The following is a 24147-nucleotide window of genomic DNA, read 5'->3' as shown; positions in this document are numbered from 1 at the left end:
TATACCAAAAAATGCGATCGTCAAGCCGATCCCAAAGAAATTGTAAATTAAATTACAAAGTGATCTAATTTACCCATTCCTCTGCTGTCGATCGCTAGACTGAGGCTAGATAGCAGGAAATACTTATGGTTATAGCAACAGAAGAAAAATCGCCCAGGTTCTCCAAAGAACAATCTCTTATTCTCTGGTTCGATGAAGTTGGGATTGTCGATGTACCCTTAGTTGGAGGCAAAAATGCTTCCTTGGGAGAGATGATCCGGCAATTAACTCATAAGGGAGTTAACGTTCCCAACGGATTTGCAACCACAGCTTATGCCTATCGTTATTTCATCCAAGCAGCAGGTTTAGAAGAAAAGCTGCGCGAATTATTTGCGGACTTGGATGTGGAAGATGTTAACAATTTGCAGGAACGGGGAAAGAAGGCGAGGTCGTTGCTGTTGCACACACCTTTTCCCAAAGAATTGCGGGGTGCGATCGCACTAGCTTACCAGAAGATGTGCGATCGCTACGGTGCAGACACAGAAGTAGCAGTCCGTTCCTCCGCCACCGCAGAAGACCTACCCGACGCCAGTTTCGCGGGACAGCAGGAAACTTATCTCAACATCCAAAGCGTCGAAAGCGTCATCGGTGCTTGTCACAAGTGCTTTGCATCATTATTTACCGATCGCGCTATTTCCTATCGCCATGCAAGGGGATTCGATCACTTCAGCGTCGCCCTTTCCGTCGGCATTCAAAAAATGGTACGTTCCGACTTAGCATCCTCTGGTGTCATGTTTTCGATCGACACCGAAACCGGATTTAAAAATAGCGCATTAATTACAGCCGCCTTCGGATTGGGAGAAAACGTCGTTCAAGGCGCAGTCAACCCAGACGAATACTTAGTTTTCAAACCTACTTTAAAAGATGGCTACCGCCCGATTATCGACAAAAGATTAGGCAGCAAAGAATACAGACTCGTTTGCGATGTCGGTGGCTGCAAGCAGATGAAAAACGAGCGCGTTCCATCAACATTACAAAACCAATTTGCGCTTGAAGATGATGAAATATTACAACTAGCGCGTTGGGCTTGCATAATTGAAGACCACTACAGCGATGTACGCGGCATTTACACCCCGATGGATATCGAGTGGGCGAAAGATGGTTTGAGTAACGAACTGTTTATCGTACAAGCGCGTCCGGAAACGGTACAATCCCAGAAATCGCAAAATATTATTCGCAGCTATGAGTTGCAACAAAGCAGTAAAATACTGGTAACTGGTCGCAGCGTTGGGGAAGCGATCGGTCAGGGAAAAGTTCGCGTCATGCTGGATGTTCGCAAAATCGATTTGTTCCAACAGGGAGAAGTTTTAGTAACAGATAAAACCGACCCCGACTGGGAACCGATCATGAAAAAAGCCAGCGCCATTATTACTAACAAAGGGGGCCGAACCTGCCATGCCGCAATTATCGCTCGCGAAATGGGTATTCCCGCAATTGTCGGTTGCGGCGATGCTACAGATCTCCTGAGAACTGGTCAAGAAGTAACCGTTTCTTGTGCGGAAGGTGAAGAAGGAAAAGTTTATCAAGGATTGCTACCTTTTGAAGTCAAAGAAGTAGCGCTGGAAAACTTACCTCGCACTCAAACTAAAATAATGATGAATGTGGGCAATCCGGAAGAAGCATTTCGTTTGTCCGCCCTTCCCAACGATGGTGTCGGATTAGCGCGGTTGGAATTTATCATTGCCAATCATATTAAAGCGCATCCTTTGGCTTTGATTCATTTCGACGAATTGGAAAATGACGAAATTAAAGTGCCATTGGCAAAACTAACCGCAAGTTACGAAGATAAACCTCAATACTTTGTCGATAAGTTAGCCCAAGGTGTCGCCCGAATTGCTGCGGCATTTTATCCCAAACCTGTAGTAGTGCGGATGAGCGATTTTAAGAGTAACGAATACGCCAATCTTTTGGGCGGTCAGCAATTTGAACCGAAAGAAGAAAACCCAATGCTAAGTTGGCGCGGTGCTTCTCGTTATTACGATCCCAAATATCGCGATGCTTATGCTTTGGAATGTCAGGCTTTGAAGCGAGTGCGGGATGAAATGGGTTTGACTAATGTTATCCCCATGATTCCTTTTTGTCGCACGCCAGAAGAAGGTCGCAAGGTGTTAGCTGAAATGGCGAAACACGGTTTGGAACGCGGCGTTAATGGGTTGCAAGTTTACGTGATGTGCGAGTTACCCAGTAACGTAATTATGGCGGATGAATTTAGCGAAGTGTTTGATGGTTTTTCGATCGGATCTAACGATCTTACTCAACTTACACTAGGATTAGACCGAGATTCTGGTTTAGTTGCCCACATTTTCGATGAGCGCAACGAAGCGGTGAAGCGGATGGTGAAGATGGCGATCGAATCTGCTAAAAGGAACGATCGCAAAATCGGTATCTGCGGTCAAGGGCCTAGCGATTATCCGGAATTTGCCCGCTTCCTAGTCGAGTTAGGAATCGACTCGATGAGTCTGAATCCCGATTCAGTTCTCAAAACACTCCTAATGGTAGCTGAAGTCGAGGGAATGTAATAATACAGTAGGGTGAGCATTGCTCACCCTCTTTTATGGATAATTTCAATGAGCAGAGATATAACCGCCCTACGAAGCATTGTCAACCACCTACCAACAAATATTAGAGAAGCTTTGGAGGCTTACGCTGCGGATACGGGAATGCCTGTAGAATTCATAATTGAAATGGCGATCGCATCTTTTCTTGATGTAGACAGCACGACGTTTGCAGATTGCCGTACCGATTCGCCAGGGCGATTAAGGGAGCGCATTGAAATGTTAGAAATTCAATTAGCAGCTGCCAAAGGGCAGTTACCATGACATAGGGTTTGCTCTAAAAGTGTTTCCCCGGTTGCTTCGTAGCCAACGCTCGAAGATTACAAGGCTTTAATGGTTATTCTTTATCCATCAATTCTTTTGCCATTTTATCGAGTCGATCATTTGCGTCGCGGGTAAGTTTTAAGACGCACACGCTAACCACATTAGCGGCAAGTCCGCCAGCAGTTGTTGCTGTTACTTGGGAAATTTGTCCCTTTAGTAAAAGGCCAATCCCAAAAATACTAATAGTTGTGCTAATGGCAATTAATCCCAACGCTAAATTGAAGCTGAGCCGCGCCTGCCGCAAGCGTTCTTGAAGAATATATAAATCAAAATTGGTTTCGACTCGCATATTGTACCCCAAATTATTGGTTTGTTTATTTGCTCTATTACTATCTAAACCAATAATTTCCAGCAAAACAATTCGATAAAGTAAGGAGTCACTAGATTCTTAACAGCGACAAAATCAGGTTAAGTCAGAAATGTGGAAAAGTATGGAAAAATCAGGATTAATTGGTCGCATCTGTGCAGAATAATCGTTATGGAGTAGTCTGTAAAGTAGGTTTTGAGGAATCAAATATCTATGGAGTTTCAGGAGGCATTCAGGGTGGCAGATGCAGCAGTTGTTGCCAAAACTGAAAAACACTTAACAGATGTGGAATTCGCTATACTCGAAGGCGCTTGGCAGGGTTTGAGCTACGAAGACATCGCTCAAACAAAAAACTACTCGCTCAATTACATCCGAGGCGATGTGGGGAATAAGCTGTGGAAGAAGCTTTCCGACGCTTTGGGGGAAGAGGTCGGTAAGAAGAATTTTCGCATGGCATTGGAGCGGCGATCGCACTCGTCCCTTCCTTCTGGCAACTACCAACAGCCATCGGGGATAGAGCAGGAATTGCCCTATCGTCCTCTGCCATTAGGGTCTAAGCTTTATATTCCGCGTCCGCCAGTGGAAGAAAGTTGCGATCGCGAAGTGTTGAAACCAGGCTCTCTAGTCCGCATTAAAGCGCCTTGGAAAATGGGCAAAACCTCGCTTTTGAAACGGATATTGGCTAATGCGGAGCAGCAAAGCTATAAAACAGTTAATTTCAGCTTGCGCCAACTCGAAACCGCAGTTTTTACCGACTTGGATAAATTTCTGCGACAGTTCTGCGCTAATATCGCTGTTAATCTGCAACTTCAGCCAGAACTAGACGAATATTGGGATGAAGCGCTATTTGGTAGCATGACAAGCTGCACCAACTACATTCAAGGCTATTTGCTGGCAAACATAGACAGTCCGTTGGTTTTAGGTTTGGATGAAGTAGAGCGACTATTTGAATATCCCGAAATAGCGATCGACTTTTTTGCGCTGTTGCGCCGTTGGCATGAAGAAGCGAATAATTTATCCATCTGGCAAAAACTGCGGCTGGTGGTAGTTCATTCCACAGAACCTTACGTCAAGCTGAACAACAACCAATCTCCTTTTAATGTCGGGTTACCCGTGAAATTGCTAGAATTAAGCTTAGAGCAAATGCAAATATTGGCAAGGCATCACGAACTTAACTGGTTAGATAATAGCTCAGCGGAACGGCTCCGGGCAATGGTTGGGGGTCATCCTTATCTGGTGCAATTAGCCATCTACTCGTTGCGGCGAGGAGAACTAAAGCTGGATAAATTGTTAGAAGAAGCGCCTACCCAAGCGGGAATTTACAACGACCACTTGCGAGGAATGTTGGCGTTACTGCAAGAAAAGCCCAAACTCGCCGATGCATTCGTAAAGCTAATGAAAAATGATGGTAGCGTGTCGTTAGAACCGCAACTATCATACCAGTTAGAAAGTCTGGGACTGATCCAAATAGAAGGTAATAAGGCCAAACTCCTCTGCCAGTTGTATCAATTGTATTTTCGGGAGTATTTTCAAGTTTAAGTAACTTTTTAAATTGCTTTGAGGTAACGAAACCCAACGTCGATATTGGTTTTGTTGAGTTTCAGGCTCGATCGAGTCAACTTATAATCTCCAGCGAAAACCTGCATCTACATCTATGTTCATCTGTGCTTAAAAAAGTCCCAAGCTCACTTTTACAATAGATTTTAATTGCCGATATGAGTACACTTTTTAACTACGAATATCAAGTAGGCGGCAGTCTGAAAGTTGACGCACCCAGCTACGTCACCCGCCAAGCAGACGACGAACTCTACAACGCCTTAAAAGCGGGAAAATTTTGCTACGTTCTCAACTGTCGGCAGATGGGTAAGTCCAGTTTGCGCGTTCGTACTATGCAGCGCTTGCAACGAGAGGGAATTGCTTGTACTTCCATCGATTTGACGGGGTTGGGGAGCAAAGTGACGCTCCAACAATGGTATAACGGCATTATTCAGGAATTGTGGCGGGGGTTTAATCTTGCTGGAAAAGTAAACCTGAAAACCTGGTTAAAGGATCGCGAAATGCTTTCTGGCGTTCAGCAACTCAGTCAGTTTATCCAGGATGTGGTGTTAGTTGAGGTTCTGGGCGACAAAATTGTCATTTTTGTGGATGAAATTGATAGCGTTATCAGCTTAGATTTTTCCAGCGATGATTTTTTTGCTTTGATTCGCTTTTCCTATAACCAAAGAGCGGATAATCCGAAGTACGATCGCATCTCCTTTGCCTTGTTTGGTGTCGCGACTCCTTCCGATTTAATTCAAGATAAAACCCGCACTCCTTTTAATATCGGTCAGGCAATTTCTCTGAATGGATTTCAAACGCACGAAGTACAACCTTTGGTTGAGGGGTTGCAAGGGAAAATTACCGATGCACAGGCAGCAATTGAGGAAATTTTAGGTTGGACAGGAGGACAGCCTTTTCTTACCCAAAAGCTGTGCCGTTTTGTAGTAGAAAATGCAGATGGCAAACAGCCTAATATCGAGCATTTAGTCCAACAATATATTATCGAAAATTGGGAATCTCAGGATGAACCAGAACACTTGAGGACAATACGCGCTCGCTTGCTGACAGACGAACAAAGAGCGGCGTATTTACTGGAACTATACCAACAAATTTGGCAGCAAGGAGAGATAGTTGTGACTAACTATCATGAAGAAGCGAAGTTACAGCTAGCTGGCATTGTTGTCAAGGAACAGAATAAATTAAGGGTTTATAATCGTATCTATAAGAGTATTTTCGATCCCCACTGGATTGACCGCGCTTTAAAAAATCTGCGTCCTTATTCCCAGGCATTAAGAGCTTGGGTAGCTTCTGGCTATCAAGATAATTCTCTACTGCTACGGGGTAAGGCATTGCAAGATGCTTTGGCGTGGAAAGCTGGCAGGAACTTGAGTTATCAAGATGAGCAGTTTTTAACAGAGAGTCAAACACAGAAAAAGTTAAAGGAACTTGCCGCCAAAGAGAAAGAAGCTGAACTGGAACGGGAACGGAAAGCTAAAGAAGCAGCCGAACAAGCTAAACAGATTGTGACTGAAGCTTTACAAAAAGCTAAACAGCGAATTCGCATAGGTTCGGCAGTATTATTATTGACTTTGCTGGCAGCGTGCGGAACCGTATTTATGACATCAAAGGCAGTCAAAAATGCCGAGAATAGAGAAAACCTAGCTTTACAAAGAGAAAACCTAGCTCAACAAAGAATTGAAATATTAGATCGGATTTCTAAACTGAGTGTAGACCTCGAAGATGGAGGTTACGTTAATACAGCCAACGAGGTCAGAAGATTCGCAAGTTTGTCTTTTACAATTCAAGATACTCGTCTGAAACAAGCTCTTTTATTAATATCTAGTTCCCTAGCATATCAGGAACTCGAAGAATTTAACAAGGCAGAGAAGGATATTAGCACAAGCCTAGAGCTTTTATCTCCCAATATTAATAAAAATGCTTCTACTTTAGAATTGCAACTTCGCTTCCTTTCCTACTCCATCCAAGGCAATTTACTTAAATTGGATGGAGAAAACTTTGAAGAAGCATCAAAAGTTTACGAGAAGGGGTTAATTACCTTCGATAGCTTATATAGCAAGGATAAGTTTTTTGTTCAAAATATTGCAATTATATCACCAAAACGTCTTAACACCATTTATCAAGAAATAATAGATGTATTTACTCAAACTAAACTAAATCAAGTCCAAGAAGTTAGGCAATCTTTTGTGAAATTCAACTTTGATTATTTAGAACATTTACTAGAAACAGCACAAAAATATGATGAAGCCAATAATTGGAAAGAAGCAGACATTCAAACGGCTAAATTAATGGATATCGTAGCTAAGAGAGATGGTAACAGCAATATCACAGAAGAGTCAATTAAAAATTTTTCGTGTCCGGATATGAATCGAATTGACCAACTTTGGGTAAAATACTCAAATGGACGTTTTGGCTTTAGCGTACAAAAGCGTATTTATTTAGAAAGTGGAAACAAGCTAAACAAGTATAATAAAAAAACTATAAGTCGGTATGGAGAGCTTATAGGGTGGAAAGATGTAGGCGGAAACTGGAAGCGCCGCGAAGAAATAAAGTTCCGCCTTCGCGGGGACGGAGCCAGCCCACGGGGTATTCTTCCATCTCTAGAAGAGCTTGGAGAACCCGACGGGGTGCGCTCCCTCTGCACGTATAATCTTCTCTTTAGAAACATCGGCGTTTGAACAATTTCGATACTTAGCTAGGCAGCGTCTACCCTGTTTGAAAGCAGACACTAAAGTGAAACCACAACACAGATTATGTTTGAACAATTCTTTACACCCTCACCTGAAGTAAATCAAGACTCAACTACCATTCGCCGTCCTCGCAAAGGCGTAATTATTGGCGCAGGTCAAGTTGGTATGGCTTGCGCTTACTCGATGTTGATTCAAAACACCTTGGATGAAATGGTCATCGTCGATGTCAATCGCGAAAAGCTGGAAGGGGAGGTGATGGACTTAGTACACGGTCTACCGTTTGTGCAACCTAGTATAGTGCGATCGGGTACTTTAGCAGACGGTCACGATGCCGATATCGTCATTATCACTGCTGGCGCAAAGCAAAGACCGGGGGAAACTCGTTTAGATTTGGTGCAGCGCAATGTGGAACTATTCAAGAACTTGATTTCAGAAGTGGTAAAGTGTTGTGCCAACGCTATTTTGCTGATCGTCACCAATCCAGTCGATATCATGACTTATGTGAGTTGGCGGCTGTCTGGCTTGCCCAGTTCTAGTGTCATCGGTTCGGGTACAGTGTTAGATACTGCTCGTTTCCGCTATCTTTTGGCAGAAAAGTTCCAAATTGACCCCCGCAGTCTGCACGCCTACATTATCGGGGAACACGGCGATAGCGAAGTGCCTGTATGGAGTAAGGTGAATGTGTCTGGAATGCCGCTGTTTGATGGTGATTTGGATAACGCATCTGATGATAATCAACAACTGGAAGAAGTTTTTGCACAAGTAAAAAATGCTGCTTACGAGATTATCCAACGCAAAGGTGCGACTAGCTATGCGATCGGTCTTGGTGTAACTCAGATTGTACAGGCTATCCTACGCAATCAAAATCGGGTTTTGACTGTCAGCAGTTTGATTAATGGTTTGCACGGGATTGAAGATGTCTGCTTGAGTTTGCCTGCGGTGGTTAATCGTCAGGGAGTAACTAGGCTTTTGAATATGTCTCTAACCACGAAGGAGGAACAGCAGCTGTTACACTCCAGTCAAGTTCTGCGCGAAACAATTGGGAAACTCAATTTGTAATCTTGTTTGGATTTATTTCTGTGACTCTCTCTAGTGTAGAGTCAATTCATGAATTGACTCTACAGATGTAGGGAAGATTTGGTAATCCATATATTTTTAGTTTTTTTATAATGTGCTATCTCATTTCCGGTAGCATCGTTAATGTAAGATTCATATCCTCAAATTGTTTGTTGTCATTGAGGGTTAAATTTTTACCGCAGATGACAGCAGATGAACGCGGATGAACGCAGATGAATCAGATGAAGTATATTGACTTTGGCAATCTTGTCTATTGTTTTTCATTTACTGCGAATCATCTATTATGCGTTTTTGCACTGTTGCAATTTTGACTTGGACGGCTCTGGTTTTTTGGGAAAGACAGGAGGCTCAAGCCAGTTACCCATCACCTGTGCCGAACTTGGCCGATCGTATTGTAGCTCCAATGTCTGCGGAAGCAGGTATTCGATCGACTGCGATCGCACAGCTACCATTAGCGGATACAGTTGAATTTCCCGACATTATCTCTACAAATGCGAAGGATTTACTATATACCACAAATGGGGATTCTCAATTGGCGATCGCTGAAAAAAATGATTCTTCCCCAATCCCCAATTCCCAATCTCCTCTTGTCACAGATATCCAAATCCGCTTTGTCAATAACAAAGGAGAAACTGTTGAAGGTCGCACGCGCAAAGATTTTCTTTTGGGGGAATTGCGACTCAAACCGGGTCAGGTGTTCCGCCAAGAGGCGCTGGAGTCGGATTTGCGGCGACTGAGGCGATTTGAGTTTATCGATCGAGTGAATGTTTCTGTAAATTCAGATAGTACTGGTGTCATTATTATCTATGACATCAAAGAAAGTCACTTCCCTTCTCTAAGTTTCGGTGGCGGCTACAACGAAGATATCGGAATTTACGGTACGTTTGGCTATCGGGATGCCAATATAGCAGGTCTCAACCAGCAACTGCGCGGTAGACTACAGGTGAGCGCCAAAGACGCCCAGTTTGATGTCCAGTTTACCGATCCTTATCGCGCCAGCGAACCAAATCGTTTGGGTTACAGTGTAAGAGCTTTTCGTCGTCGCACTTTCTCTCGTACTTTCGGGGATGAAATCGATCTGCCTAACGACGATGATGCCAGGGAAGGAAGATTTGGCGGTTCTGTGTCGGTTTTGCGGTCTTTCAATGATTGGGATGCGGCGCTGGGTTTGAATTACACGCGCATCAGCATTCGCGATGACAACTGGCGAGTTTCGCCCATCGATGAGTTGGGTAATCCTTTATCTCTTAGCGGTCAGGGTATTGACGATTTGGTAACGGTGTCTTTTGCTGTAACTAGAGATACACGCGATCGGCGCTTATATCCGAGTACCGGTTCGATTTTCTCTCTCAGCACCGAACAGTCGATTCCGATCGGACTTGGCGATGTTTTAATCAACCGATTGCGGGCTAACTATATCCAGTATGTCCCGGTCAGCTTGGTGGGCAGGGGTAGACCGGCTCAATATCCGGAATTGACAGAAATGCTGGCTTTTAATTTGCAGGCCGGTACTATACTGGGGGAATTTCCACCCGCTGAGGCGTTTAATCTGGGCGGCACAAATTCTGTGCGCGGCTATGGTGGGGGTGGGGTAGGCAGCGGTCGCAGTTATGGTTTAGCTTCTTTTGAATATCGTTTCCCGATCGTTTGGCGTGTGGGAGGAGTTGTGTTTGCCGATTTCGCGTCGGATTTCGGTTCTGGGGATACGGTGCTGGGGGAACCCGGGCCGATCCGCGACAAACCTGGAAGCGGTTTTGGCTACGGACTGGGATTGCGAGTGCGATCGCCTTTTGGCCTAATTCGGGCTGACTTCGGCATTAGCGATCGCGGCGACAACAGTTTGGAAATCTCTTTCGGTCAGCGCTTTTAATGAAAATGGCAGGAAATGGGAAATGCTTTACATTTTATCTCATTCCCATTCCCGATTGCCCATTTGCCAGAAACATGAACTTTTCTAAAGCTCGTCACTCATTCTGCGATTTGGCAACCCCTAGTTGCTTAGAATATGAGCTTAAGTTCTTCTGTAGATTTTCAGAGAAACAGGAATAATAAGTATGGCCGATCCTAGAGACGCAGAGGTTGTAAAAGCCTATAACGGAGACCCGTTTGTCGGAAATCTCTCCACCCCTATTAGCGATTCCGCTTTTACCAGAGCTTTCATCGGTAATCTTCCTGCTTACCGCAAAGGTATATCTCCACTCCAGCGGGGACTGGAAATTGGCTTGGCTCACGGCTATTTCATAATTGGCCCCTGGGTTAAGTTCGGTGCATTACGCGATTATGGAGAGGCTGCCAATCTGGGCGGATTGATTTGCGGTCTAGCTTTGATTCTCATCGCCACTGCCTGTATGTCCGTTTACGGCATCGCCTCTTTCCAAGATCAAAAGAACATTCCCAACTCCAATCCTCAAGCACCCGACCAATGGAAAACTGCTGAAGGCTGGAGCCAAGTTACAACCGGTTTCTTTGTGGGTGCGATGGGTGGCGCTTTCGTTGCCTACTTCCTGCTGGAAAACTTCAATGTCGTAGATGCGATTTTCCGGGGTATAGTTCATCACTAAACCCTATTTTAGGTAGACTGGCAGGCGCGATCGGAGCGTTTGCCGGACAGACGATCGGCTGCTAATGCGATCGCAAAGGTCAACACAGCCGGCACGCGATTTAGTACTTTGTGCAGTCGAGTCATAACTGACTGAAAGTCGATCGGCGACTTGTTCGTTAAAAACTTCGTTGTCGGGCAATTTCTGATTTTCGTGTTTGAAAGTCGGTTTAGCTAATTTTAAGTCAAAGGTTAGATGTCTGAATTGAATTTAGGCAGTACCTCCGATCGATAGCAGCCCGATAACTTTGAACGCAATAGTTTACCCTTCTTGGAGATTTTGACATGACAGGTTCATACGCAGCTTCATACTTGCCCTGGATTCTCATCCCCGTAATTACCTGGCTGTTACCTGCTGTGGTAATGGGTCTTTTGTTTATCTACATTGAAAGCGATGCTGCTTAATAGCAGTTTGATGAGATTGCCGATTTCAGTAAGCTGAAATTCTCAACAATCCCTTGCCTGCGGGTAGGGGATTTTTTGATTAAGTTTTAATATAATTTTGAGGCGATCGCTCAAAATTATAGCCAACTTTTCTTTTCTATATAAATGTCTCGCAGATTTTGCAACCCTGTTTCAGACAGCAGCGATTTTACTGAATTGACTATTTTGCCCCACTCCAACAGTTCGCTCTCCCAAACAGCTTGTTGAAACTGGTGAGTATAAAAATTTTGCCAGAATTCTGTTGCGGGTTTCTTTCGCCAGCGTTTGTGCCAAAATACAAAATCCGTTACTGTGGGTGGGTTTACTGCCGAAATTGGCGGAAAATCGGCATAGCTGACAAATCGGCTTACGCCTTTGCCGTGTACGTGAACTACATACCGCAAGCAAGTAATTCGATAAATATCCTCAAAATCAATACCGAACATCATCGCAGCGGTTTCTTCTGTGATAAATCTGGCTAATGGATGAAGTATCGGCGACTTATGAACTATTTTTGATTCTCGGATTTGATAACGTGGCAAATCGATCGTACTTGCCAATTCTTGCTCTGGAATTGATACCATAATATTTGACTCCTCTGGGTTTTTTGTATTTGACTTGACTCCTTTGGGGAGTTTCAGCGATCGCTCTGGAGTTTGTTATACTGGGGAGCGATCGCTTTTAAACATATAAATATTAAAAGCAAAATCTTGTCATTTGTCAATATGAGCGCGGGTTTGGTGAGGTTGCGGGTTAAAGAGTTAGCTGACGAGAAGGGTTGGACGCTCAAAGAAGTGGCCGATCGCTCTGGCGTAGGCTACAGCACGATCCGAAACTACGCCCGTTCACCTGGCATGGCAATGGTTGATTTTGCTGCCCTATACAAGTTGGCACGCACTTTCGATGTGATGATTGAGGAATTGGTGGAAATTTTGGACGATTAAGCGATCGCCTACTCTTCCCATCTATCATCAGTATAGATTTTTCGCTTAAGCGTGTCAATACCTGTTTAAGCACGTCACTTAAACTAAACAACAGATGCTAAGATTTAGGCGATGTAGTCAATAATTATTTTTGTGCCTAGAGCTAGTACAGCGATCGGTGTGAGTCCGGTAATTAAAGACATAGTTCAGAAAAAAGCGCGATCGACCAGATTGACGCTCAAAGAAGTTATTTTAATGGGTATGCTAGCAATTGATGAATTAGACGAGCAACATCGTCAAGAGCTAGCCGATAAGGTACATCTGATGCAACTTAATGGAGAAATTTGAGAAGATTTTAATAGAGATTAGCTGGTGCGATCGGTCTGGTGTGTAACTGTCTGTACAAGCAAGCGCTCGCACTTGCCAAATTTTAAGCGACAAAGATCGCTACTGAAGCTAACTTCACAGACAAAATATCGTTAAATCAGCAGGCCACTTGCACTTTGAGACTTTCCCAAGTTTCAGAGTCAATATTCAGCCCATATCCTATTTCTTGAACGAGCTTATATACCCTTGGATTCATTCGTAAGTTTTCCTCGCTAAGAATATCGCAAAGGGTCTCGAATGCTAACCTCCACTCGCCTGCGTTTATGTCCGAACGTATAAAATTTATTTGATTTTCTGACAGTTCTTCACTGACAAAAAAAAGGGCTTCGTTTAGTTTATCTACAATAATTTTATAGTCAAGCATTGGTATCAATACTAGGGGTTAGGAGGTATGTTAGTTGGGTAAGCTGTAACGATACCTTGTCCATCAGGTTCTACAATCACCATAATATCAACATTATCTCTAGTACCTTCAACTTGCCACCTAACTGGTTTACCATTTTTTGTATATTTTGCACCCGGTTTTCCAGTACGTTGAGTCCATTGCGAATTTGGATCTTTGACTATTTCACAGATATAGTCCAACGTTTGCCGATCATCCCATCGGCTCGGAAATTCACTCTTTCCAGAAATACCTCTACCTGCACCATAACCACCCCCACTTGAGTCACCATCTAAAATGTGTGTGCGTTGTCTAGGGTGGATCTGAGCTAAAGCGTTAAGGGCAATTTTGCAAGCCGGACTTGATTTGGTCATTGGTTTCATTATTTTGGAATCAAAGTGTACAGTTATGGTGTTGTCCATCGAATCCATTGGGACATACCTCCTGAGTTTGCTAGGGACAAGTAAAAAACAAAAAAGAGGACGATACCAGCGGCTAAGTATGCTGGCAATCGCCCTCTTCAAAATTTTTTTTCTTATTAAGTATATATTAGCAAATTTTATCAATATCAACAAAAATCCCCCGCCCGAAGGCAGGGGATTTTCTAATTACCTAACAACGAGGTTATTCAATTGAGGACATCAACCGAACTTACCAGCAGTAGAGGCAATTAGGAATGCCGCGTAGGTAAGGACATAACCAACAGCGAAGTGGGTTAAACCAACCAAACGAGCTTGAACGATCGACAGCGCAACTGGCTTGTCTTTCCAACGAACCAAGTTCGCTAGAGGAGTGCGTTCGTGAGCCCAAACGAGGGTTTCGATCAACTCTTGCCAGTAACCGCGCCAGCTAATCAAGAACATGAAGCCGGTAGCCCAAACCAGGTGTCCGAAGAGGAACATCCAAGCCCAGATCGACAAGTTATTCATGCCGTAAGGGTTGTAGCCATTGATCAGCTGAGCCGAGTTCAGCCAGAGGTAATCCCGCAGCCAGCCCATGAGGTAAGTAGAGGACTCATTAAACTGTGCCACGTTGCCTTGCCAAATACCCAGATGCTTCCAGTGCCAGTAGAAGGTTACCCAACCGATGGTGTTTAGCATCCAGAACATAGAGAGGTAGAACGAATCCCAAGCAGAGATGTCGCAAGTGCCGCCACGACCGGGGCCATCGCAAGGGAAGGCATAGCCGAAGTCTTTCTTGTCGGGCATCAGCTTGGAACCGCGTGCATCCAACGCACCCTTAACGAGGATCAGAGTGGTGGTGTGCAGACCGAGAGCGATCGCATGGTGTACCAAGAAATCGCCAGGGCCAATGGTGAGAAACAGAGAGTTAGTGCCTGCATTGATTGCATCCAACCAACCTGGTAACCAGACGTTGCCGTGGTTAGGCCAAGCGGTGCTGGCAATACTGTCTGGATTGGACAGCAGCACATTCATGCCATACAGCACTTTCCCGTTAGCCGACTGAACGAACTGTGCAAACACCGGTTCGATCAGGATTTGCTTTTCAGGAGTTCCGAAAGCTACTACCACATCGTTGTGGACGTACAAGCCCAAGGTGTGGAAACCCAGGAACAGAGACACCCACGAGAGGTGAGAGATGATTGCCTCTTTGTGCTGTAGGACTCGATCGAGTACGTTGCCTTTGTTTTGTTCGGGGTCGTAGTCACGCACCAAGAAGATAGCTCCGTGGGCGAAAGCACCGACCATGATGAAACCAGCAATGTATTGGTGGTGAGTGTACAGCGCTGCCTGAGTGGTGAAGTCCTGCGCCAAGAAAGCGTAGGGAGGCATCGAGTACATATGCTGAGCCACCAAGGAGGTGATTACACCCAAGCAAGCTAAGTGCCAACCCAACTGGAAGTGCAAGGAGTTGTTGTAGGTGTCATAAATGCCTTGGTGAGGCATATTGAACGGTCCTTCAACCTTCGTGCCAAAGAAATCTTTGGCATTCATCATTTCCTTGATGCTGTGACCGATTCCGAAGTTCGTCCGGTACATATGACCGGCGATGATGAACAGGACTGCGATCGCCAAGTGGTGATGGGCGATATCCGTTAGCCACAGGGACTGAGTTTGGGGATGGAAACCACCCAAGAACGTCAGAATTGCCGTTCCCGAACCTTCCGAAGTCCCGAAGATCTGTCCGGCGGTGTCTGGGTTCTGGGCATATACACCCCAGTTGCCTGTAAAGAACGGAGCCAGACCTGCTGGGTGTGGCAGAGTAGTCAGGAAGTTATCCCAACCTACGTGCTGTCCGCGTGCTTCCGGGATTGCAACGTGAACCAAGTGGCCTGTCCAAGCCAGCGAGCTAACACCGAACAAACCAGCCAGGTGGTGGTTCAGACGGGATTCAGCGCTCTTGAACCAAGAGAGGCTGGGGCGGAACTTGGGTTGTAAGTGCAACCAACCTGCGAACAAGAACACAGCTGCCAGGAGCAGGAGGAACAACGCGCCTTGATACAGGTCATTGTTTGTCCGCATACCGATCGTGTACCACCACTGATACACACCGGAGTAGGAAATGTTTACCGGATAGTTAGCCCCACCTTGGGTGAAAGCTTCTACTGCCGGTGCGCCAAATTGCGGATCCCAGATCGCGTGTGCTATGGGACGAACATTTAGCGGGTCTTTGATCCACTGTTCAAAGTTACCTTGCCAGGCTACGTGGAACAGGTTGCCGGAAGTCCACAGGAAGATGATTGCTACGTGGCCGAAGTGGGAAGCGAAGATCTTTTGGTAAAGATTCTCTTCTGTCATGCCATCGTGGCTTTCAAAGTCGTGGGCCGTGGCTATCCCGTACCAAATCCGACGTGTTGTCGGGTCTTGCGCGAGATCCTGGCTAAATTTTGGGAATTTAGTCGCCATCTTTAAGTCCTTCTCGCATTTCCTCAGTTATTGTTCATTGTTCGCCATTCATTGCTCCTTGTTCGTTATTGTTTGTTCGTTTCAACGAACTGGGAACAATGAATCGCGAACATGAACTATCTAGCCCAGTGAAAGTGTGCGAGCTAGGAAGAACGCCCATGTGGTTGCGATTCCTCCCAGGAGGTAGTGAGCCACCCCCACAGCCCGACCTTGAACGATGCTCAGGGCGCGAGGCTGAATGGATGGAGCCACTTTCAGCTTATTGTGCGCCCACACAATCGATTCGATCAACTCTTGCCAGTAGCCGCGACCGCTGAACAAGAACATCAAGCTGAATGCCCAGACGAAGTGAGCGCCCAAGAAGATCAGACCGTAGGCAGACAGAGCCGTGCCGTAGGACTGAATTACCTGAGAAGCTTGAGCCCACAAGAAATCGCGCAACCAACCGTTGATCGTCAGCGCACTTTGGGCAAAGTTACCACCTGCAATGTGAGATACGGTGCCATCTGGGTCAATAGTACCCCATACATCGGATTGCATTTTCCAGCTGAAGTGGAAAAGTACTACCGAGATGCTGTTGTACATCCAGAACAGACCCAAGAATACGTGATCCCAACCGGATACTTGGCAAGTACCGCCGCGACCGGGGCCATCACAAGGGAAGCGGAAACCCAAATTAGCCTTGTCTGGAATCAGACGAGAGCTGCGGGCGAACAGAACGCCCTTGAGCAGGATCAGAACGGTAACGTGGATGGTGAAAGCGTGGATGTGGTGAACTAAGAAGTCCGCCGTTCCCAGCGCGATCGGCATCATTGCCACCTTACCGCCTACAGCCACAATCCCGCCCCCAAAGGCATAGCTTACAGGCTGAAGCGCATTGGGAGCTGTAGCGCCCGGAGCCAAAGTGTGAATATTTTGTACCCACTGAGCAAATACGGGCTGTAACTGGATCGCCGTATCCGAGAACATATCTTGGGGGCGACCGAAAGCACGCATCGTGTCGTTATGGACGTACAAGCCGAAGCTGTGGAAGCCCAAGAACATACACACCCAGTTCAGGTGAGAAATGATGGCGTCGCGGTGACGGAGAACGCGATCGAGCAAGTTGTTTTGGTGTACTACCGGATCGTAGTCCCGCACCATGAAGATTGCTGCGTGAGCTGCTGCTCCCACGATTAGGAAGCCTCCAATCCACATATGGTGTGTGAACAGGGACAGCTGAGTCGCGTAGTCTATCGCTTGGTAAGGATAGGGTGGCATGGCGTACATATGGTGCGCCACGATGATGGATAGAGAACCCATCCACTGGAGGTTCCAAGACAGCTGAGCGTGCCAGGAAGTTGTGAATACTTCATACATTCCCTTGTGGCCTTCGCCGGTGAAGGGACCTTTATGAGCTTCTAGAACTTCCTTAAAGCTGTGACCGATACCCCAGTTCGTCCGGTAGAAGTGTCCGGCAATAATGAACAGTACTGCGATTGCCAGGTGGTGGTGTGCTGTATCTGTCAACCACAAGCTACCGGTTACTGGGTTCAATCCGCCCTTGAAAGTGAGGAAGTCGGCATACTGACCCCAGTTCAGGGTAAAGAAAGGCACTAAGCCTTGTTTGAAACTGGGATAAATCTGCGCGATCAAGTCACGGTTCAAGATGAACTCGTGGGGCAAAGGAATATCTCCCGGAGCCACACCAGAATCAAGTAGCTGGTTTGTCGGCAACGATACGTGGATTTGGTGACCTGCCCACCCCAGAGAACCGCAGCCTAGCAACCCAGCCAGGTGGTGGTTCATCATCGACTCCACGTTTTGGAACCATTCCAATTTGGGAGCCCGCTTGTGATAGTGGAACCAACCGGCGAACAGCATCAGAGCTGCCATTACCAGTCCACCGATCGCCGTGCAATACAGTTGGAAGGTATTCGTGAAGCCTGCGGCACGCCACATATAGAACAGACCCGAAGTGATCTGAATTCCGTGGAAGCCGCCACCTACATCAGCATTAAGAATTCCTTGACCTACGATCGGCCACACAACCTGGGCACTCGGTTTAATGCCCGTTGGGTTAGCAAGCCAAGCTTCGTAGTTCGAGAAGCGAGCGCCATGAAAATACATGCCGCTCAACCAGACAAAAATGACAGCCAAGTGACCGAAGTGTGCGCTGAAAATCTTACGCGATATATCTTCTAGGTCACTGGTATGGGTATCGAAATCATGGGCGTTCGCATGGAGATTCCAAATCCAGGTTGTGGTTTTTGGACCTCTGGCCAGAGTGCGATCGAAATGTCCAGGCTGAGCCCACTTTTCAAACGTAGTGGGAACCGGATCTTTATCGACTACAACCCTTGCCTTTGCTTCCCGCTCCGGAGGACTTACAGCCATGAAGACTCTCCTCTCTTTTTACAAGGCACGAGCATTGACTCGTCTGAACTCACTCTTGAGGATTGTAAACTGAGGAGCTCCGCTTTACTTGCAATTAAGACGACTGCCAACTCTTACAAGCTTTTGGGGCCGCTTTAATTGCCTGCGGTAGTTCCTTCTGTTGAATTATAGGACTTGCTTCCCAACCTGTTTGTCAGCACTTAACAATAATTCAAATTGGCTAGAGCGAAGACATACACTAGCTTTTACCCTATAACTATTGGTTAAAAAGTCAAGAGGTATTTCGATTTAGTTAATAAAACTCAATAATTAGTTAACATTAAGCGTCAAATAGGGGAGCCGAAGCTAATAATTAGAAGTGTTTGAGCCTTTTGGGCTATAGTCTCCTATGGACGGCTTGTAGGGTCGGCTTTTATCCAGAGCCATAAAGGTAAAAAATAACTTATATAAAACCGTCCCATATGTATAGCTTGTTTAGGAGCTTTGTAGCGTGCTTGATACAAACTGGCAGCAAAGGGCTGGAAAAGCGCTAGTCACATCATTCTTAATAGCGGGAATACTTGTTTTGAGTTTGACGGGCTGTGGCGGTCGCACATCCACATCAGGGACACCTGGGAACTTAAATACCGCACCAAACCAAAACGCACCGAAAATTGCCGAAGTGTCTCCGCCTCAAGTCATTCAAGAGCTGCGTCAGGCATTGGAAACTTACCAGCCCCAGGTAAGTATTGTCAGTCCTCAACCCAACGAGGTATTAAACGATAACACTGTCACAGTGCGATTCCAGGTTCAAGACTTGCCGATCTTCAAAAATCCAGAACTAGGTCTTGGCCCCCATCTGCAAGTCTTCCTGGACAACCAACCCTACCAGGGAATTTATGACCCCAACGAGCCTTTAATTTATAAAGATTTAGCCCCCGGTACTCACACACTCAGGGTTTTTGCCTCTCGTCCTTGGCACGAAAGTTTCAAGAATGAGGGAGCTTATGCCCAAACTACATTCCATATATTTACTAAGACAGATGACAATAACCCCGACCCGGCTGAGCCACTGTTAACCTACAGTCGTCCTCAAGCCAGTTACGGGGCAGAGCCAATCATGCTGGACTTCTACCTCACCAACGCTCCACTGCATCTGGTAGCACAAGAAGATCCTCAAGACAATATTTCAGATTGGCGGATTCGTTGTACCATCAACGGCGAAAGCTTCATCATCGATCGGTGGCAACCAATTTATTTAACAGGTTTTCAACCAGGGAAAAACTGGGTACAACTGGAATTGCTCGATGAACAAGGCAACCCAGTCAAAAACGCCTTTAACAATACAGTTCGTCTAATTACCTACGAACCAAACGGAAACGATACGCTTTCCCGCCTTGTTAGAGGGCAACTTTCCGCAGCCGATGCTCGTGGCATAGTCGATCGCAACTATATCGCCAAACAACCAGAACCAGAACCCACACCTGAACCAGCAGTAGAAGCTACACCTACACCCGATTCAGCAGTAGAAGCCACACCCACACTTGAGCCGACACCGGAATCAGTACCTTTGGTTACTCCTGCACCCGAAGTCATACCACCATCCGAACCATCGCAAGAGGAACCAACGAAAGCAGAAACTGATAGAGAAGCCAGCAAATCAGCCGAAACACAGCTAACAGAACCCAAACCAATACAAACACCCCAACCGAGTGAATACTTGAATCGCTTTCAGCGTCCGGATACTATTACAGAACCAACACAGCCTAAAGCAGTCGAAAAACCGGGATTTGGCGGATTTTTTAATCGCTTCCGACGTCCGCAAATAATTAAGCCTTCTCCTACACCACCAGAAGCGATCGAAACACCAACGCCTCCATTAATTCCTACTCCACCAACTCCTTCTCCAGAAACGGTATCCGCGCCTCAAACTGAGGTAGCACCAACTCCCTCGCCAGAAACTGTACCCGTACCTCAAACTGAGGTAGTACCAACTCCGTCAGGAGAAACTGTACCCGCACCTCAAACTGAGATAGCACCAACTCCGACCGCAGAAACTTTACCTCCACCATTACCCGAAACATCCGAAACTTTAGAACAGGATCTGGCTAAATCCGAGAAAGGAGAATCTAAAGATAGCGAAAATGCCGATCGCATCGAAACCAATTCTGCTACTGAGGCGTCACCATCGGCAGATTTGCCACCGACTTTACCTGAAATAATAGAAACCCCAACTCCACAGCCAATTACACCTGAACTACAGCCATCTCAACTAGAAACCTCTTCTCCACCTCAAATTGAGGCAAGTGAAACGAACGGATTAGAAACCACCCCTGTACCCCAAGCAGAAGCAACTGATACAACAAATGGGAATTCGGGGACATCAGATCTAGAAGCAAAATCGAGCGGATTACCTGCTAGCGAGGCAAGTCCAACTATTCTTGAGGTAAAATCTTCACCCAACTTGCCACCTACACTGCCAGAAATAATCGAAACATCGACTCCTGAGTTAAAAACTCCTCACCCATCGACTTCTGGATCGGAAACTCTAGCGGAATCTAAGGCTGATGAAATTAAAATTCCGGAGGCAAAATCTAATCAACCAAATCGAACTGCACAAGAAGCGCCCAACGAAGAAAAAATAAACCAATTTTTACGGTTCTTCCAGCCGTTTAGGCGTTCACCTAGTTCACTGTCTACACCAGCAACTGTGACACAGCCTATAATAAGCGCTCCCAGACCTACTGTTCCAATTACCCAAGCTACACAACAGCCAGAGGTTCCCACTTCTGAGATAGAGAAATCGGAAACATCACAACCGACTTCAGAAGTGCCATCCGTTACTGAACGCTCAGAGACACCCGCAGATGGCAGAGCAGCTGATGTAGTAACGGAAACTTAAACTAGACTTTGGCCGCAACTGCACTTGCCAGCGCGATCGCCATAAAACGACTTACGCAGAATATCTGAATGTAGGGTCAATTCATAAATTGACCCTAGTGCGTAACTCCTGAATAAAATCACTGCGGGCGATCGCATTTATGTAGGCTAGAAACCCAGTTTCTTGAATAAAGCGGGTTTTTTTCAGCTCCTAACCTGAAAATAGCTGTATTCTTGACTTCGGTAAAAGCGATCTGCCCTAACCTACCCAACGACAGCAAAATCAGTACGCCTACTTAGTTAACTTGTAGCGTTAACCACTCAGGAAACTTTGGCTTGGGTAAAGAAATTTGAAGCTATGCTATGGGATATTGCCCTAATTGAAGGAGATCCTATGCCACCTCGCGTCAGAGCCCCAGAACTGCCTCAAAACTATCCTTGGCTTAATACCGATCGCCCCTTATCCCTCCAGCAACTCAAAGGGCGAGTCGTACTACTTGACTTTTGGACATATTGCTGTATAAATTGCCTACACGTTTTACCCGACTTAAAATTTTTAGAACAAAAATATAAAGACAGCCTTACCGTCATAGGTGTCCATTCAGCAAAATTTGAGAACGAGAAAGAAGTTGAAAACATCCGTCAAGCTATCCTGCGCTACGATATCGAACATCCAGTCATAGTTGACAGCGGCTTTAGAGTCTGGGAACACTATGCAGTGAGAGCGTGGCCAACTTTAATACTCATCGATCCGGAAGGGTACTGTGTTGGTAGCGTATCCGGTGAAGGTCATCGGGAAACACTAGACGACCTGATTTCACAGTTAATTCAGGCACACCAACAGAAAGGAACTATTAATTTTCAAGAAATTACTGTGGCTTTAGAAAAACAGCGACAACGATTAACCGCACCCCTGGCTTTTCCCGGCAAAGTTTTGGCAAGCGAAAACGGGATTGGCGGTCAGTGGTTATTTATCGCAGACTCCGGCCATCATCGCATCGTTGTAAGTACTTTAGATGGAGAAGTGCTACATCTAATCGGTACGGGAAAACCAGGTTTAAGCGATGGTTCCTTTAGCGAAGCTCAGTTTTTTGGCCCCCAAGGAATGGCTTTTGATGAAGAAAATCGGATTCTCTACGTTGCCGATACGGAAAATCATACTTTGCGTCGGATTGATTTTCAAAGCCAAACAGTTGAAACTATCGCAGGCACAGGCGAACAAAGCCATAATATTCGGCCTCACAGCGGAGTTGGTTTGGAAACTCCCTTGAATTCCCCTTGGGATTTGCTCAAACTGGCTAATAGCCTTTTCATTGCAATGGCTGGCTCTCACCAGGTTTGGGAAATGGGTCTGGACACAGGTATTGTGCAAACTTATGCTGGTACGGGTGCAGAATCTTGCGTTGATGGCGCTCGTCAAGAGTCCGCTTTTTCGCAACCGAGCGGGATTAGTACAGATGGAAGAGAATTATATATCGCCGATAGCGAAATCAGCTCGATTCGTGCTGTCGGACTCGGAGACATAGATAAAGTGAGAACTGTCTGCGGTAGTGGGGAATTATTCGGTTTTGGGGATGAGGATGGCATTGGATCGAAAGTAAGACTACAGCATTGTCTGGGTGTAGAATATGCACCAGATTACCTTTGGGTAGCCGATACTTATAACCACAAAATTAAGCGAGTTGACCCTCACACTGGCAAGTGTCTAACGATGCTAGGCGATGGTAAACAGGAGTTGAAAGATGGTCAAGGTCTAGATTGTAGCTTTTTTGAACCATCCGGTCTAAGTGCGATCGCAACACATCTTTTTATTGCCGATACGAACAACCATGTTATCCGTCGTGTGGAACTGGATACTCTTAATGTCACCACCCTTCATTTTCCCGGCTTGTGTGCGCCAGATGTCTGCGTTCCTGCTACCTAAGAGTATCTTTAGAAACTAACAGCCACATTATTCTGTCTATATCCTCTATTTCACCGACAATTCGTCGTATCGGTCGAGGCCAAACCTTAACCAGAGTGGGTGTGGCAGAAATCTGGTCAGCTTCTGCTTGTTCTGGATGCTTAAAAACATCAATAACTTTTAAAGTGTAAGGCTGGTATAGAGATTGCTCTAGAAGCTTATGTAAAGTTTGCAGAATTCTTTCTGTAGTGCTGTTGTGACCGGAAACAAACAGACGCAGTACGTATCCTTGAGCTTCTGGCGACTTAGGTAAGGGGGAGTACAGTTCTGGCTGGAAACTGGGATGAAGAAGGCTATTTTCAAACCGTACCACTAGATCGTGTTCTTCCCACAGCTGCGGAAATCGATCGCGATAAGTTCCCAACACCATCGGATCGCACAAGTCTTCATGCCAAGGCGCAGTCTGCCAAAGCAATTCCCCGGTTTCAAACACAGCATTCAGAAGTGATTGATACCGTAAAACCGCTGGATAAGCTTCGGCAGAAATACGCACTTGCTTGTTGCGAGGATCTATCCATCTGTCTATAGTCGCTGTATAGCAAGGTACTAAAAAGTGGGGTGGTTCTGTTAAGCCCAAAATTTCTTGCAATCCGGCACATAAATGCAGATGCCATCGATTCTGCTTGTTTGGATCGATGCAGTAAATGAGATCTCCTCCTGGTGTAAAAAGCGCAATCCCTTTAAAAAGTTGCCCTTTGTCAGCGGTCATTGGTCATCAATTATCGGTCATTAGTTAGCGGTCGTTGGTGCCTAGCAATGAGATCGGCAACAAACAAAGGACAAGAAAAAGAGCGTTCTTAGGAATCCTCCTGAGAACGC

At 45.8% G+C, this 24147-nt stretch carries 18 protein-coding genes and 1 pseudogene; 12 read left to right on the top strand and 7 right to left on the bottom strand.

The features are described 5' to 3' along the window. The first annotated feature begins 125 nt into the window (after positions 1-125). Complete coding sequence (gene ppsA, locus H6G03_RS03310) at positions 126-2558, top strand: phosphoenolpyruvate synthase (protein WP_190462048.1); 2433 nt, start codon at positions 126-128, stop codon at positions 2556-2558. A 48-nt stretch (positions 2559-2606) separates the two neighbouring features. After that, a complete protein-coding gene (locus H6G03_RS03305; RefSeq protein ID WP_190462046.1) occupies positions 2607-2858 on the top strand; it encodes a hypothetical protein in 252 nt (83 codons plus the stop codon). A gap of 73 nt (positions 2859-2931) precedes the next feature. Here H6G03_RS03305 and H6G03_RS03300 read toward each other — a convergent pair whose 3' ends face one another. Further along, a complete protein-coding gene (locus tag H6G03_RS03300; protein WP_190462044.1) occupies positions 2932-3207 on the bottom strand; it encodes a TRADD-N-associated membrane domain-containing protein in 276 nt (91 codons plus the stop codon). A 231-nt stretch (positions 3208-3438) separates the two neighbouring features. Here H6G03_RS03300 and H6G03_RS03295 point away from each other — a divergent pair, with 231 nt between their 5' ends. The 6 genes from H6G03_RS03295 (at position 3439) to H6G03_RS03270 (ending at position 11553) form a co-directional block, all read left to right on the top strand. Beyond that, positions 3439-4764, top strand: a complete 1326-nt coding sequence (locus tag H6G03_RS03295; protein WP_190462043.1) for an AAA-like domain-containing protein — start codon at positions 3439-3441, stop codon at positions 4762-4764. Between the two features lie 176 nt (positions 4765-4940). Next, positions 4941-7460, top strand: coding sequence for an AAA-like domain-containing protein (locus H6G03_RS03290; protein WP_190462041.1), 2520 nt, complete (start codon positions 4941-4943; stop codon positions 7458-7460). Positions 7461-7535: 75 nt separating this feature from the next. Beyond that, entirely contained in the window at positions 7536-8531 is a 996-nt protein-coding gene (locus H6G03_RS03285) for an L-lactate dehydrogenase (RefSeq protein WP_190462039.1), read from the top strand. A 301-nt stretch (positions 8532-8832) separates the two neighbouring features. Then, entirely contained in the window at positions 8833-10419 is a 1587-nt protein-coding gene (locus tag H6G03_RS03280) for a BamA/TamA family outer membrane protein (protein WP_199315110.1), read from the top strand. 184 nt (positions 10420-10603) lie between these two features. After that, complete coding sequence (locus H6G03_RS03275; protein ID WP_190462037.1) at positions 10604-11110, top strand: photosystem I reaction center protein subunit XI; 507 nt, start codon at positions 10604-10606, stop codon at positions 11108-11110. Positions 11111-11433: 323 nt separating this feature from the next. Then, on the top strand, positions 11434-11553 hold the full coding sequence (locus H6G03_RS03270) for a photosystem I reaction center subunit VIII (RefSeq protein ID WP_190462035.1): 120 nt from the start codon (positions 11434-11436) through the stop codon (positions 11551-11553). A gap of 116 nt (positions 11554-11669) precedes the next feature. Here H6G03_RS03270 and H6G03_RS03265 read toward each other — a convergent pair whose 3' ends face one another. Next, positions 11670-12155: a hypothetical protein gene (locus tag H6G03_RS03265; protein ID WP_242056791.1), complete on the bottom strand. Its 486-nt coding sequence runs from the start codon at positions 12153-12155 to the stop codon at positions 11670-11672. Positions 12156-12296: 141 nt separating this feature from the next. Between H6G03_RS03265 and H6G03_RS03260 the strand changes: the two genes are divergently transcribed. Both H6G03_RS03260 and H6G03_RS03255 read left to right on the top strand, forming a co-directional pair. Continuing rightward, positions 12297-12515, top strand: a complete 219-nt coding sequence (locus H6G03_RS03260) for a helix-turn-helix domain-containing protein (protein WP_190462091.1) — start codon at positions 12297-12299, stop codon at positions 12513-12515. Between the two features lie 132 nt (positions 12516-12647). Then, the gene (locus tag H6G03_RS03255) at positions 12648-12842 is read left to right on the top strand and encodes a hypothetical protein (protein ID WP_190462033.1); all 195 of its coding nucleotides are present in this window, start codon (positions 12648-12650) and stop codon (positions 12840-12842) included. A gap of 136 nt (positions 12843-12978) precedes the next feature. Here the strand turns inward: H6G03_RS03255 and H6G03_RS39420 are convergent, their stop codons facing one another. From H6G03_RS39420 to psaA, 4 genes are all read right to left on the bottom strand, one after another. Next, complete coding sequence (locus H6G03_RS39420; protein ID WP_190462031.1) at positions 12979-13245, bottom strand: MafI family immunity protein; 267 nt, start codon at positions 13243-13245, stop codon at positions 12979-12981. An 11-nt stretch (positions 13246-13256) separates the two neighbouring features. Beyond that, complete coding sequence (locus H6G03_RS03245; protein WP_190462029.1) at positions 13257-13637, bottom strand: EndoU domain-containing protein; 381 nt, start codon at positions 13635-13637, stop codon at positions 13257-13259. 267 nt (positions 13638-13904) lie between these two features. Continuing rightward, on the bottom strand, positions 13905-16130 hold the full coding sequence (psaB, locus tag H6G03_RS03240) for a photosystem I core protein PsaB (protein WP_190462028.1): 2226 nt from the start codon (positions 16128-16130) through the stop codon (positions 13905-13907). 120 nt (positions 16131-16250) lie between these two features. Then, a complete protein-coding gene (gene psaA / locus H6G03_RS03235) occupies positions 16251-18506 on the bottom strand; it encodes a photosystem I core protein PsaA (RefSeq protein ID WP_190462026.1) in 2256 nt (751 codons plus the stop codon). Positions 18507-18996: 490 nt separating this feature from the next. On the opposite strand from psaA, the pseudogene H6G03_RS39680 reads away from it, so the two are divergent. Further along, positions 18997-19995 (top strand): annotated as a pseudogene (locus H6G03_RS39680) (hypothetical protein); the annotation flags it as partial. Positions 19996-21759: 1764 nt separating this feature from the next. Continuing rightward, positions 21760-23289 (top strand): thioredoxin-like domain-containing protein, encoded by a 1530-nt coding sequence (locus H6G03_RS03225; protein WP_190462090.1) that lies wholly within the window; start codon positions 21760-21762, stop codon positions 23287-23289. On the opposite strand, the gene H6G03_RS03220 is transcribed toward H6G03_RS03225, so the two are convergent. Then, a complete protein-coding gene (locus tag H6G03_RS03220) occupies positions 23282-24037 on the bottom strand; it encodes a circadian clock KaiB family protein (protein ID WP_190462022.1) in 756 nt (251 codons plus the stop codon). The two genes, H6G03_RS03225 and H6G03_RS03220, sit on opposite strands and share 8 nt — an antisense overlap. Between the last annotated feature and the right edge of the window lie 110 nt (positions 24038-24147).

Source organism: Aerosakkonema funiforme FACHB-1375, from assembly GCF_014696265.1.
Classification (GTDB): Bacteria; Cyanobacteriota; Cyanobacteriia; order Cyanobacteriales; family Aerosakkonemataceae; genus Aerosakkonema; species Aerosakkonema funiforme_A.
The sequence above is the reverse complement of the archived record's forward strand: the minus strand, read 5'-3'. Positions and strand labels throughout refer to the sequence as shown.

Coding starts and splice junctions, on each gene's coding strand:
- ppsA (WP_190462048.1), top strand. CDS start 126: ATGGTTATAGCAACAGAAGAAAAATCGCCCAGGTTCTCCAAAGAACAA.
- H6G03_RS03305 (WP_190462046.1), top strand. CDS start 2,607: ATGAGCAGAGATATAACCGCCCTACGAAGCATTGTCAACCACCTACCA.
- H6G03_RS03300 (WP_190462044.1), bottom strand. CDS start 3,207: ATGCGAGTCGAAACCAATTTTGATTTATATATTCTTCAAGAACGCTTG.
- H6G03_RS03295 (WP_190462043.1), top strand. CDS start 3,439: ATGGAGTTTCAGGAGGCATTCAGGGTGGCAGATGCAGCAGTTGTTGCC.
- H6G03_RS03290 (WP_190462041.1), top strand. CDS start 4,941: ATGAGTACACTTTTTAACTACGAATATCAAGTAGGCGGCAGTCTGAAA.
- H6G03_RS03285 (WP_190462039.1), top strand. CDS start 7,536: ATGTTTGAACAATTCTTTACACCCTCACCTGAAGTAAATCAAGACTCA.
- H6G03_RS03280 (WP_199315110.1), top strand. CDS start 8,833: ATGCGTTTTTGCACTGTTGCAATTTTGACTTGGACGGCTCTGGTTTTT.
- H6G03_RS03275 (WP_190462037.1), top strand. CDS start 10,604: ATGGCCGATCCTAGAGACGCAGAGGTTGTAAAAGCCTATAACGGAGAC.
- H6G03_RS03270 (WP_190462035.1), top strand. CDS start 11,434: ATGACAGGTTCATACGCAGCTTCATACTTGCCCTGGATTCTCATCCCC.
- H6G03_RS03265 (WP_242056791.1), bottom strand. CDS start 12,155: ATGGTATCAATTCCAGAGCAAGAATTGGCAAGTACGATCGATTTGCCA.
- H6G03_RS03260 (WP_190462091.1), top strand. CDS start 12,297: ATGAGCGCGGGTTTGGTGAGGTTGCGGGTTAAAGAGTTAGCTGACGAG.
- H6G03_RS39420 (WP_190462031.1), bottom strand. CDS start 13,245: ATGCTTGACTATAAAATTATTGTAGATAAACTAAACGAAGCCCTTTTT.
- H6G03_RS03245 (WP_190462029.1), bottom strand. CDS start 13,637: ATGACCAAATCAAGTCCGGCTTGCAAAATTGCCCTTAACGCTTTAGCT.
- psaB (WP_190462028.1), bottom strand. CDS start 16,130: ATGGCGACTAAATTCCCAAAATTTAGCCAGGATCTCGCGCAAGACCCG.
- psaA (WP_190462026.1), bottom strand. CDS start 18,506: ATGGCTGTAAGTCCTCCGGAGCGGGAAGCAAAGGCAAGGGTTGTAGTC.
- H6G03_RS03225 (WP_190462090.1), top strand. CDS start 21,760: ATGCCACCTCGCGTCAGAGCCCCAGAACTGCCTCAAAACTATCCTTGG.
- H6G03_RS03220 (WP_190462022.1), bottom strand. CDS start 24,037: ATGACCGCTGACAAAGGGCAACTTTTTAAAGGGATTGCGCTTTTTACA.